Origin of the sequence: Flexivirga sp. (genome assembly GCF_035551235.1) — a bacterium.
In the GTDB taxonomy this organism is placed as follows: domain Bacteria; phylum Actinomycetota; class Actinomycetes; order Actinomycetales; family Dermatophilaceae; genus Flexivirga.
Window position 1 is genome coordinate 1 of the sequence record NZ_DASZNO010000011.1, and the last position, 11,115, is coordinate 11,115.

Here is an 11,115-nt window from a genome sequence, read left to right on the forward strand (position 1 = left end):
GTCGGGGCGCGTGCTCGGCAGTCTGCTGCTCGGCGTCGTCATCCTGATCGCCTGGACGGTGGTGGAGTTGCGCATCGACCAGCCGCTGGCCGATCTGCGGTGGCTCTTCAAGCCGCACTTCGTGCCGATCTACATCGTCGGATTCTGCACGTACCTGGCCGTTCTCGGCGGCCAGGTCGTCGGCGCGACGTTCATGGCCGCACCGAGGAAGGTGCTCGGCTACGGGTTGAGCCTGTCGCCATTCGGCATCAGCATGTGGCTGGCGGCGACGTTCTTCGCGATGTTCGTCGGAGTCCTGTCGACGGCCCGGCTGGGCAACAAGATCGGCTTCCGGGCAGTGATGATGATCGGCGCGGTCATGGCCGCGGTCGGCTACCTGGGCCTGGCCCTCTGGCACAACAATCTGGGCATCGTCGTCTTACTCACCGCAGTCGCCGTCGGCGGAATGGGTTTCATCGAGAGCTCCACGCGGACACTGGTCGTCAGCGGCCTGCGCGAGTGGGAGGTGTCGATGGGGGAGGGCATCTATGAACTGTCGATCAGTCTCGGCCCGGCGGTCGGTTCCGCCGTGCTGGGCGCGATCCTGTCGGCGAACGCTTCCAAGGTCCACGGTCTGGCGACCGAGCACGGTTACCGGATGAGCTGGCTGGTGATGGGCGGATCCTGTGCCATCGCTGCGGTCGTCGCCGTCGGCTTCGTGATCAGTGGGCGCAGCAAGAAGGACGCGGCCACGGTCTGAGGCGGCGCGCCGCCCTAACGCCGAGAGGCCGACAAATGCTTCGAGCACGAGGTCTCGCAGCAGCATCCATCGACCTCTCCAGTCTCGGCGCCCGAGCAGAGGTTCAACCCGTCGCGGAGTGGGTAGGCCGGAAATGTTGATCGTTTGAGGAGGCGCGACATGGCTCTCACACCGCACGAGGAGCGTGAGATCCATCAGATCGAGGAATCACTTCTGGGCAGTGACCCGGGATTCGTCGCACGCATGAATCGCACCTGGCGGCCACACCGGAGATTGCTGCTCCCAGCTCTGTGCCTTGTGGCGGCGACCGTGGCCTTCGGGCTCTTCGGGCCGGCCGGTTGGACCCTGCCGTGCGTTGCCGTCGGCGCCTTCCTCGCCGGCGTGTGCCTGGGCCGGGTCGACGGGCTCGACCTGAGGTTGCTCGTCCGGCGCGTGCTGGCCGTCCCGGGACGAGTCGCACGGGGGCTCTGCCGCCTCGTGGCGCGACCCCTGCGGCATCACCGCAGACACCGGTCGGCCTGACTCCCGCGAGCTATCGCCTGCGCCAGGTCGTTGACCACCGTGCTGCTTCGTGCAGCGTGGCGATCTCGCGCGCCGTGAGCCGGGTGGGCAGGCTTGCCAGGTGCTGGCTGATGCGCTTGCGTCGTACGACGGTCCGCTCGTCGGTCTTCGCGCCCAGTAGCCGCGCGAAGCCGTGGCCGAATCGCCCCTGCGCTCCACGGGCTGCGAGGGCGCGTTCCCGAGCCGCCGCGCCGGGCAGGTTGCCGCTGAGGTCGTATGGCGGACGCGGTGACTGCTGCACAGCAGCTTCAGCAGCCAGGTGACCGCGAATCACGTTCTCCAGCAACGGTAAATCGCTGGAGTCCTGCGATTGGTAGCGCCCGGTCCGCACGTCGAAGTAGCCGAGCTGCGTTCCTTCGGTGCTCTCGGCATACAGGCGCTCATGGCCGTAACGCGCCCAACGCCGCACGGTCCATTCGGTCACGACGACTCCCTCCGACGCGCGGAAGCCTGCCACCGGAACGGGAGAGTCACACCGAAATTGCGTGCGCTGGCCACGGCTGCAGGAACGAGGCCGCGGCTGCACTGCCCCTATAGTGGCCGCGGCCTGTCGAGAGGAACGGATCTGTGGGTGTCACGATCAAGCCGACCCCGGACGATCCGGGTCGCGGGGACGAGCGCAAGCGGTTGCTGCTCGAGGTGGGTGCGGCGTTGCTCGGTGGCGGCGCCGCTTCGAGCGACGTCGAGGACGAGCTGCGGGCACTCAGCCCGGTGATCGGCTGCCCCGAGATCACCGTTGCCGCGTTGCCGACCGGACTCTTCCTCGGACTGGAACCGATGGACAGCGTCAGCTTCGCGCCGGTCGACTCGGCGGTGCGACTGGACCAGACCTCCGAGGTGCTGGTCGTCATTTCGTCGCTGCGTGCACGGGACCTCACGGTCTCGGCAGCGCTTCGGCGACTGCAGGAGATCCGCGAGACCGCTCCGCGCTGGCCACGCTGGGTCGGCGACCTGGGCGGCATACCGATCGGCATCGGCCTGTGTCTGCTGCTGCAGCCCGGGACGGCCAATCTGCTTGTGGTCGCTGCGTGTTCGCTGACAGTCGCAGGGCTGACGATGCTGACTCGGCGGTGGCGCTCGCTGGCCAGACTGTTGCCGGTCACGTCCGCGTTCGTCACGTCACTCATCGTCCTGGGCGCCTTCCACGCGGGCTGGGTGGACGGACCGCTGCGGTTGGTCGTCGCGGCGATCGCGATCCTGCTGCCGGGCAGCGCCATCGTCATCGGGTTGACCGAGATCGCGTCGGGTGCGGCGGCCGCCGGAACCTCCCGTCTGGTGTCGGGCGGAGTGCAGATCGCGCTGTTCGTCTCCGGCCTGGTCGCTGCCGCCGCGCTGACCCGAACACCGTTGAGTTCATTGAGCAACGGGACCGCAACGCACCCGGCGTGGTGGGCAGCAGTGCTGGGCATCGCGATCTGCGTGGTCGGCCTGATGATCCACTTCTTCACCCCGGTCGAACACGCACTGGCGATCGCCGTCGTGATGGGCGCGGCCGGCGGCACCCAGGTGCCGCTCACGAGCATCTACAACCCGGAGGTTGGTGGCTTCGCGGCAGCGCTCGCCGCCATGATCGCCGCGATCATCGTGTCCTGGCTGCCGGGCGGTCCGGTATGGCGCATCACCTACGTGCCGGCGTTCCTGATCGTCGCGCCGGGCTCGTTCGGGCTGCTCAATGCGTCGCAGGTCGAGATCGGCAGCGGCACCAGTCGCTCTCTGCTGACAGCGCTTTCGGCATTTCTGGCGATAGCGGTCGGCACGCTGATCGGTTCGATCATCGCGCGTGCGGCGGACCATTCGGCCCGTTCCCTGCCGGCCACGACCGATGCGGTCGACTGGCCGGCGGGCGAGTGAACGCGATCAGTACCAGTGCTTGCGGCCACCGATGGCTCGTCCGGTGGCCCCGAGTATGGCGAGGGCCGCGCCGGCTACAAGCAGTATGACGCCGATCCACCACAGGACCGGCACGCTGACGACGAGGCCGATGATGATGAGGATGATGCCAAGAATGATCATGTTCGTCTCCTTCGCGAACCCGGTCGATCCGGGCAGTGCCGCGATGGCTCAGGATCCTCAGGTACCCCAGCGGCCCAGGCTGCAAACCCGTTTGAGCGCAACGGGATTCCGGCTCGACGGATAGCTATGCCAGCCGACTGCCGACGTTGCCGGGGACGCATCCGCCGGAGTCATCGGAGTCATCGATGCGTGCGTGTCCGACAAGTGGGTAGACCCGGATGACGATGCGCACAAAGCGTCGGATCCATGCGACGACCTCGCGAACAACCTCGCGAACGAGAGGAGAAGCCGGAGATGAGTGCATCCCAGGACGAGGAGAGCGGCACCTACCGGGCCAAGGTCGACCAACAGGACGGCGGGCCCGCATCGCACACCGAGGACGCCAGCGGCGGAGCGACGAATGATGTCGCGAGCGGTGGTGTCAGCGAACCCAGGGACGAGCACGACGAACGGGACGACGAACAGAACGACGAGTCCGCCGGCCCAACCGAGGAAGCAGAGCCGGGGCGGGACGTGCACGGCGACAGCGACACGGTGAGTTGACCGCCCGAGGAGGGACGAGAGTATGCCGCAAGGAGCGCTGCTACTGGGGGACCGAGGGCCGAGCGAGCTGGTGCTGGTGCGTCATGGCGAGAGCACCGGGAATGTCGCCGACCGCAAGGCGCGCACCTCCGGAGCGGAACGGCTGGACCTGGACGTCCGCGATGCCGATGTGCCGTTGTCGGACACCGGCCGGGAGCAGGCCGAGGCGGTTGGCCGGCTGATGGCCGGGCTCGGCCGTTCGAGCCTTCCCGAACTGGTCATCACCTCGCCATACAAACGTGCCGAGGAAACGGCAGCGCACGCCCTCCGTGCGTGGGGCGGCGACACGACCGTCGTCGTCGACGAGCGGGTGCGTGAGCGTGACCTCGGCCTGTTCGACGGGCTGACCGCGGCGGGCATCAAGGCCCAGTTCGCCGACGAGGCGAAGCGGCGGTCGCGGGTCGGCAAGTTCTACTACGTCCCGCCGTCCGGTGAGAGCTGGTGCGACGTCGCGCTGCGGGTCCGCTCGCTGCTCGCCGACCTCCGAGAGGGGTATGACGGCCGACGCGTCTGGGTGTTCAGCCACGAGGCCGTGATCATGAGTTTCCGGTATGTCGTGGAGTCGCTGACCGAACGTGAGCTGATGGAGATCGCCGATTCGACCGCGCTGCCGAACTGCTCGATGACGAGCTACCGCGCTGATCGTGACGGTCTGAGGTTGGTCGCCTTCGCCGACGCCGCGCACATCGACCGGTCCGCGGCGCAGACCACCACCGAGCCGTCCAAGACCGAACGGGCCGCCGATGCGCGTTGAACACTTCGGCGCCGAGCCGATCAAGGTCACCGACGACGTGTTGCGGGACTGGCCGCTTCCGGAACCCGGCGAGGACAAGGAGGCGCGCGGGCGCGTGCTCGTCATCGGCGGCACCGCGCACACGCCGGGAGCCGTGCTGCTCGCCGGCGAGGCCGCACTGCGGGCCGGTGCGGGCAAGTTGCAGATCGCCACGGCGGACCCGGTGGCGGCGGCGCTCGCCGTCGCCGTGCCGGAGGCGCTGGTCGTGCCGATGGCGACCGACGACCACGGCAACATCGACCCCGAGGCCGCGGAGGCGGTGCACGAGCTTGCGGCCGACGCCGACGCCATACTGCTCGGCCCGGGCTTCTCCGATGCCCGGGCGTCCGCGGATCTGATGGCACAACTGCTGCCGCTGCTGGACTGCCCGGTGGTGCTCGACGCGGTCGCCTCGGCATACCTCACCCGCCACCGTGACGGTGTGGAACACCTCGGCGGGCGAGCCGTCCTCACCGTGAACCCGCAGGAGCTGACCCGGACCCTCGAGAAGTCTGACGAGCCGACCGGCGAGCAGGCAATCGAGGCAGCGCGGCGACTGGCAGCCGAGACGCAGGCGGTCGTGCTGCTCGGTGGTCAGGGCAAGGTGGTCGCGGCACCATCGGGCGCGACCTGGCTGATCGAACGCGGCGGTCCCGGCCTGGGCGTCTCCGGTTCCGGCGACGTGCAGGCCGGAGTCGTCGCGGGCCTGCTCAGCCGCGGCGCGGACGCGACCCAGGCGGCGGCGTGGGGTGGCTCGCTGCACGGCGCCGCCGGCGATGAACTCGCGACGCGGGTGGGCGCCGTGGGCTTCCTGGCGCGGGAGATCGGCCCGCGCGTCCCCGGTCTGCTGGAGCACTTCAGCCGCAGCGGCTGAGCCGGCGACGTCGGCGCGCGGTCAGGCCCGGCGGGTCATTCGGACGCGGCGTCGCCGGCCATCTTCGACTGGCTGGTCGGGCCGGGCGACTTCTTCGCGTCGGGAACCGGTCCGTCCTGCTCGTGGTCGCTGACGTATTCCTTCGGGTCCTTGTCGGTCGGCTTCACTCCGGAGGCCGCCTGCATCGCCTCCAGGCGCAGGAACTTGATCGCGATGTCGTGTCGCAGTTGCAGGCTGGCCTGTTGCCGGAAGTCGGCGAGATCCTGACGCTCCTCCTCGCCCATGTGCCGACTGTTGTAGACGTTGCAGTCGATGACGGCGGTCCACCATTCCTCGGACCCGGTCTTGGCACGGTCGGCCCGCCGGATGGCCTTGCGGATGTTGTTGTGGTCGTGCAACGCGTCGTCGGTCTCGTCCTCCGCATCCGGGGCGTCGGCGGCACCGGTGCCGAGTTTGAGCAACTCGGGGTAGAAGTAACGCTCCTCGGCCTCGGCGTGATTTTCCAGCAGGATCGCGAGTCGCCGCCACATGGCTGCAAGGCCGTCGGTGTCGTCGCGTGGCCACTCCTCGAGCATCGCGAAGCCGCGCCGCTGCTCGTCGTGCTGCTGCTGAATGATCTCGGTGATGTCCATGGCCCGAACGTACCCTGGTGGCTGCTGGCTAACCACGCCTCATGAGGTCGCCGGTATGACGCCGCGCCGGCGTCATACCGCAGCTTCCTACGCGCGATGCACGCTGATCGTCGGCGGCTCGGCCAGCGACTGGCCCACCACGCAGTAGCGCTCCGTCATCCGGGCGAGCCGCTCGAGTTGTGCGTCGGTCGCGTCGGTGGCGGCGGTGAATTCGAGCGTCAGGCCCTGGATGCCGGCGGGGACCGAGCGGTCCACTCCCAAGGTGCCGCGCGCGTCGAAGGTGGCGTTCGCCCGGCCCTCGACCGACCGCAGGTCCAGCCCGGACGCCAGTGCCACCGCGCGAAGTGTCACCCCGGCACAGGCGAGCACCGCTTCCAGCAGCATGTCACCGGAGCACGCATCGGACCCGTCGCCGCCGGCAGCGCGATGCAGCCCGGCCCGGGTGATCGATCCGGTCTGCTGCACCGTGAATGTCGGTGCCGGTCCGCTGCCTTCGCCTGTGGCGGTGATCGGTGTCAGTGCCTCGGCGCCGGACTGCTTGTAGCGCTCCTTGAGTGGCGCTTGGGCGGCTCGTAGCTCGTTCGCATCCATGCGCCCATTGTCGACGTGCGCGGTTGTTCGCCGACAGCCACCGGGTCAGTGAGCGACATACACGGTGTTGGCCGACTCGCCACCGGTCAGGAAATTGGCGAAGGTGACCACGTGTGCTTCGGACGTCTCGAAGACCTCCGTCAGCAGCGCGCCGAAGTCGTCGTCCGGCGGGTCGTCGGACCAGAGGGCGAAGACGCCGCCGGGCTTCAGGTGTCGCTTGAGCCCGCGCAACCCCTCGGCGGTGTAGAACGCGACGTGGTCCGGATGGAGCACGTGGCGCGGTGTGTGATCGATGTCGAGGAGTATGGCGTCGAACGTGCGCCCGGCCGCGTCGGGATCGAAGCCGTCAGCGGACGCGGCCATCGCGAAGAAGTCGTGCAAGACGAGCCGGATGCGCGAATCCTGCACGAACGGAAGGGATTCCGGCAGCAAGCCCTGCTCGTGCCAGTCGATCACCTCCGCCATCGCGTCGACGACGATCATCGATCGCACTCGGTCGTCCTCGAGCGCGGCACGCGCGGTGTAGCCGAGGCCGAGCCCACCGACGACGATGTCCAGCTCGGTGCCCCTCGGTCGGTGCCAGACCGAGTCGCGCGAGTTCGACCTCGGCAACGGTGAACAGGCTCGACATCAGGAACTCCTCGTCGAGCTTGACCTCGTAGACGTCCACCTTGAGCGTCGGCTCCAGCCGACGACGCAGGCTGATCGTGCCGCGTGGTGTCTCGCTCCAGGCAAGCTCCTCGAATCGTGCGCTCACCGGAACTCCCTCGTGACTGCCATCGGTGCGGCAGGCGCCGCGCAACCACGGTAGCCGTCGGACAGGTATCTCGCCGCGTACAAGGGACGGCACTCGCTGGGTTGTGATTCGTGTCGACAGATGAATCTCAGGAGCCGACGGGTTCACCTCGGTCAAGCGACCGTGACGCCAGTCGGCCATGGGCTGGGCTGGCCTCGGATTATGAGCGGGCGTCCGCGTCGGCGGGCTGACCCGAAGGCGCTGGTAGGTCAGTGACCACCGGGTCGGGTGATCTCGGGCCCGATGCCATCCGTCGCGTAGGCGGGATCGCGCGTGCCGATCTTGCGCACGGTTGCCAGGTGGCCGCCGAGCAATCCCGCCAGGCTCGTCGCCGCGCTGCCGGCGGCTTCGAGGAGCAGGGCGGTGCCGCGGCGCTGCGACCGGTGCGCGCACCACGCACCGACGAAACAGCCGGCGCCGACCGCGTTCGCCACGGCATGCACGCTGCCGACGCGGGATTCCGGCGGTTTCGTCGTCCGCCATTCCGCCAGACCGGTGAGCACCGTCGGGACAGCGCTCGCGGTGCCGAGTGCGAGCAGTGTCATCACCTCCTGGCGCGCGCGTCGCCCATGGCACAGATCGAGGCTGACCGCGGACGTCCAGAAGCCGATCGGAAGATCGGTGAGCATCGGGTGGGCGGCGTGTCCCAGCGGCTCGCCGCGCAGCAACCGGCCGAACGAGCCGGCGCTGACCGCGTCCGCGATCGGACCGGTGAACTTCGCCGGCGCGTCGAGCCACTCGGCGTCCTCGATGGCGGTCGCGATCTTGGCGATCGGCGGCAAGGCGGCTGGGGAGCTGTGAGTGTTCTCGGGATCTGGTGCAGACATACGTGACCAGTACCCAGTTGCTCAGCGGTCAAGCCTGGAGCGGCGGGGTGGCAGGAACCGCGCGTGACGCTCCTCCTTCGTCGGACCGTGCACGCGCTCCCGGCATCATGTCGTCCGACAAAAAAACCGCCAGCAAGCTGGCGGAAAATTTTGTCGGGGTGACAGGATTTGAACCTGCGGCCTCTTCGTCCCGAACGAAGCGCGCTACCAAGCTGCGCCACACCCCGTGGCATGCCGCGGGTACCCAATGGATACGCGCGGCGAGAAGCAACGATACAAGCTGACCTGGTGTTTCGCCCAATCGGGTCGGCTGGGTGAGCTCGGGGCCTCCACCCGCCGCGTTCCTCCACGCGGCGGCCCGTCCCCTGCGTCAGTGGTAGTGGCGCAGGATGCGCTCGGCCTGGCCGACATACCCGCCGCCGAAGAGCACGGCGTGCAACAGCACGAGGTGCAGCTGCATGAGTGGCACGCGGTCGCGCCAGCCGTCGGCCAGCGGCGCCACTTCGTCGTATGACGCAACGATCCTCTCCAGGTGCGGAGCTCCGAAGAGGGCGAGCGCTGCGAGGTCGGACTCGGGGTGTCCGCCGTGCGCTGCGGGGTCGATCAGGACTGCGCCGGGCGCGGTCCACATGACGTTCCCGGACCACAGATCGCCGTGCAATCTGGCTGGGGCTGTGCAGGATTCGTCGAACCCGCCATCCCGCAGGCGTTGCAGTACGGATGCTGCGAACGGCTTGACGGAGGGAACCTGTTCCAGCAGCGGCGCGATGCGCAGGTCGGCATACATCGCGCCCCACGTCTCGTAGGGGCGCAGCGGAAGTGGCAACAAGTCGTCCGCTGGTCCCTGGAAGCCGTCGCCGTCCCAGCCGGCGGGCCCCACGCCATACGCGGAAGCTCCTGAGGCGTGCGTTGCTGCGAGGGCGCGACCGAAGTCCTCGGCGTCGGATGCGGAAGGAGATACCGACGAAAGTCGTTGCAGGACAAGCTTGTCCGCGTCGATCGAGTCAACATCAACGACCCGAGCACCGCCTTCGACGCGCAACCAGTCGAGCCCGGCTGCCTCCCACTCGGCGGCCCGCGGTGAGGCTGCGTGCTTGACGAAGCTCATCGGAGCCGCGGTTTCGATACGGGCTCGTTCCTCGCCCTACTCAACCCGCGGTTCTCCTCGCCCTACTCAACCCGCGGTTCATCGGAGCCGCGGTTTCGATACGGGCTCGTTCCTCGCCCTACTCAACCCGCGGTTCATCGGGGGACGAGGGTCAGGAGGGTCGCCTCCGGCCGGCATGCCAGGCGGACCGGGTTGTACTTGTTGTGCCCCAACCCCGCGGACACGTGCAACCACGCTGCGTCGGCCGGAGCCTCGGCGTCACGGTGACCGGACGCACCCGGCCACCAGCGCGAAACCCCTTTGGCACGAGCGTTGTCCAGATCGCAGTTGGTCGTCAGTGCGCCATACATCGGCACGCACACCTGGCCGCCGTGCGTGTGTCCGGCGAGCACCAGGCGCGCTCCGTCGGCAGTCATCGCATCCAGCACCCGTGCGTATGGCGCATGCGCCACCCCGATGGTCGCAACGACATCCGTCGCAGCCGGCGCCGACACCGAGGCGTAATCGTCAAGCTCGATGTGCGGGTCGTTGACGCCGACGAATTCGACTGGCATTCCGTTGATCTCGAGTTTTGTGCGGACGTTGTCCAGGTCGGTCCAGCCACCGCGAGTGAAGCCGGCGACGAGTTCGGCCACGGGCAGCGACGGCACCTCGAGCTCCTCGCCGCGCTTGTGCGGGGCGCCGATCCCGACATACTTCAGCGGGTTCTTCGGAGCAGGCGCGTAGTAGTCGTTCGAGCCGAGCACGAACGCACCCGGGAACTCCAGCAACGGCCCCATCGCCCGCAGCACCGACGGCACCGCCTGCAGGTCGGAGCAGTTGTCGCCGGTGTTGATCACGAAGTCGGGTTCGAGCGAGGCCAGGCCGCGCACCCACTGGATGCGACGCTCCTGTCGCGGCACCAGGTGCAGGTCGCTGAGGTGCAGCACGCGCAGCGGGCGCGCCCCCGGCGCCAGCACGGGCACCTCGAAGCGTCGCAACGTGTAGAGGTGTCGCTCGACGAGTGACGCCCAGCCGAGGGTGCCGAGCCCCGCACCGGCGACGGCGGCTGAAGTCTTGGTGAGTGCATGCATCGCTGCCAATTATGCCGGTGGGAGACTGGCCCGTATGACGAGCAAGCAGAGCCTCCGCGAGGACATGACCGCAGCCCTTCGCGCCCGTGACAAGGTCCGCACGAACACCCTGCGGTCGGCGATGGCCGCGGTCACCAACGCCGAGGTCGCCGGCAAGGAGGCCAAGGAGCTCACCGACGACGAGGTGCAACAGGTCATCGCCAAGGAGGCCAAGAAGCGCCGCGAGTCGGCCGAGGCGTATGACGGCGCCGGTCGCACCGAGCTCGCCGAGACCGAGCGGGCCGAGCTGGCCATCCTGGAGGAGTACCTGCCCAAGCAGCTCGACGACGCCGAGCTGTCCGCGCTCGTCGCCGACGCGATCAGCGAGACCGGTGCGCAGGGTATGGCGGGCATGGGTCAGGTCATGAAGGCCGTGCAGCCCAAGGTCGCCGGCCGAGCGGACGGCGGACGCGTCGCGGCCGCCGTGAAGCAGGCGCTGCAGGGCTGAGCGGAGCAGGCTAGCCCTCCGCAGCCTCGCGAAAGAAGGCCCCCGCCACATGGGCGGGGG

General features: G+C 68.7%; 15 protein-coding genes and 1 tRNA gene. 7 read left to right on the forward strand and 9 right to left on the reverse strand.

What is annotated here, in order from left to right:
• A partial coding sequence (locus tag VG502_RS02195; protein WP_325548265.1) for an MFS transporter occupies positions 1-739 on the forward strand: 739 nt, incomplete at its 5' end.
• Positions 740-898: 159 nt separating this feature from the next.
• On the forward strand, positions 899-1,261 hold the full coding sequence (locus tag VG502_RS02200) for a DUF3040 domain-containing protein (protein ID WP_325548266.1): 363 nt from the start codon (positions 899-901) through the stop codon (positions 1,259-1,261).
• Between the two features lie 10 nt (positions 1,262-1,271).
• Here VG502_RS02200 and VG502_RS02205 read toward each other — a convergent pair whose 3' ends face one another.
• Positions 1,272-1,724 carry a hypothetical protein gene (locus tag VG502_RS02205; RefSeq protein WP_325548268.1) on the reverse strand — a complete coding sequence of 151 codons (453 nt, stop codon included), beginning with the start codon at positions 1,722-1,724 and terminating at the stop codon, positions 1,272-1,274.
• Between the two features lie 143 nt (positions 1,725-1,867).
• Here VG502_RS02205 and VG502_RS02210 point away from each other — a divergent pair, with 143 nt between their 5' ends.
• Complete coding sequence (locus VG502_RS02210) at positions 1,868-3,151, forward strand: threonine/serine exporter family protein (RefSeq protein WP_325548270.1); 1,284 nt, start codon at positions 1,868-1,870, stop codon at positions 3,149-3,151.
• A gap of 6 nt (positions 3,152-3,157) precedes the next feature.
• On the opposite strand, the gene VG502_RS02215 is transcribed toward VG502_RS02210, so the two are convergent.
• On the reverse strand, positions 3,158-3,313 hold the full coding sequence (locus VG502_RS02215; protein ID WP_325548272.1) for a DUF6131 family protein: 156 nt from the start codon (positions 3,311-3,313) through the stop codon (positions 3,158-3,160).
• Positions 3,314-3,607: 294 nt separating this feature from the next.
• On the opposite strand from VG502_RS02215, the gene VG502_RS02220 reads away from it, so the two are divergent.
• The 3 genes from VG502_RS02220 to VG502_RS02230 are packed head-to-tail and all read left to right on the forward strand — an operon-like array spanning position 3,608 to position 5,541.
• Positions 3,608-3,856, forward strand: coding sequence for a hypothetical protein (locus VG502_RS02220; RefSeq protein WP_325548273.1), 249 nt, complete (start codon positions 3,608-3,610; stop codon positions 3,854-3,856).
• A 22-nt stretch (positions 3,857-3,878) separates the two neighbouring features.
• Entirely contained in the window at positions 3,879-4,649 is a 771-nt protein-coding gene (locus VG502_RS02225) for a histidine phosphatase family protein (protein ID WP_325548275.1), read from the forward strand.
• The gene (locus VG502_RS02230) at positions 4,639-5,541 is read left to right on the forward strand and encodes an NAD(P)H-hydrate dehydratase (RefSeq protein WP_325548276.1); all 903 of its coding nucleotides are present in this window, start codon (positions 4,639-4,641) and stop codon (positions 5,539-5,541) included. Before VG502_RS02225 ends, VG502_RS02230 begins: the two co-directional genes overlap by 11 nt.
• A 35-nt stretch (positions 5,542-5,576) precedes the next feature.
• Here the strand turns inward: VG502_RS02230 and VG502_RS02235 are convergent, their stop codons facing one another.
• The 7 genes from VG502_RS02235 to VG502_RS02265 all read right to left on the reverse strand — a co-directional run bounded on the left by VG502_RS02235 (position 5,577) and on the right by VG502_RS02265 (position 10,568).
• Entirely contained in the window at positions 5,577-6,173 is a 597-nt protein-coding gene (locus VG502_RS02235; protein WP_325548278.1) for a hemerythrin domain-containing protein, read from the reverse strand.
• Positions 6,174-6,260: 87 nt separating this feature from the next.
• Positions 6,261-6,764: an OsmC family protein gene (locus VG502_RS02240; RefSeq protein ID WP_325548280.1), complete on the reverse strand. Its 504-nt coding sequence runs from the start codon at positions 6,762-6,764 to the stop codon at positions 6,261-6,263.
• A 45-nt stretch (positions 6,765-6,809) separates the two neighbouring features.
• The gene (locus VG502_RS02245) at positions 6,810-7,376 is read right to left on the reverse strand and encodes a spermine/spermidine synthase domain-containing protein (RefSeq protein ID WP_325548282.1); all 567 of its coding nucleotides are present in this window, start codon (positions 7,374-7,376) and stop codon (positions 6,810-6,812) included.
• Between the two features lie 393 nt (positions 7,377-7,769).
• Positions 7,770-8,387: a DUF2231 domain-containing protein gene (locus VG502_RS02250; RefSeq protein ID WP_325548283.1), complete on the reverse strand. Its 618-nt coding sequence runs from the start codon at positions 8,385-8,387 to the stop codon at positions 7,770-7,772.
• 153 nt (positions 8,388-8,540) lie between these two features.
• Positions 8,541-8,614 (reverse strand) — tRNA-Pro (locus VG502_RS02255).
• A 143-nt stretch (positions 8,615-8,757) separates the two neighbouring features.
• Positions 8,758-9,495, reverse strand: a complete 738-nt coding sequence (locus VG502_RS02260; RefSeq protein ID WP_325548285.1) for a fructosamine kinase family protein — start codon at positions 9,493-9,495, stop codon at positions 8,758-8,760.
• A 134-nt stretch (positions 9,496-9,629) separates the two neighbouring features.
• Entirely contained in the window at positions 9,630-10,568 is a 939-nt protein-coding gene (locus VG502_RS02265; RefSeq protein WP_325548287.1) for a metallophosphoesterase, read from the reverse strand.
• Positions 10,569-10,602: 34 nt separating this feature from the next.
• On the opposite strand from VG502_RS02265, the gene VG502_RS02270 reads away from it, so the two are divergent.
• Positions 10,603-11,055 carry a GatB/YqeY domain-containing protein gene (locus VG502_RS02270; protein ID WP_325548289.1) on the forward strand — a complete coding sequence of 151 codons (453 nt, stop codon included), beginning with the start codon at positions 10,603-10,605 and terminating at the stop codon, positions 11,053-11,055.
• Positions 11,056-11,115 lie beyond the last annotated feature (60 nt).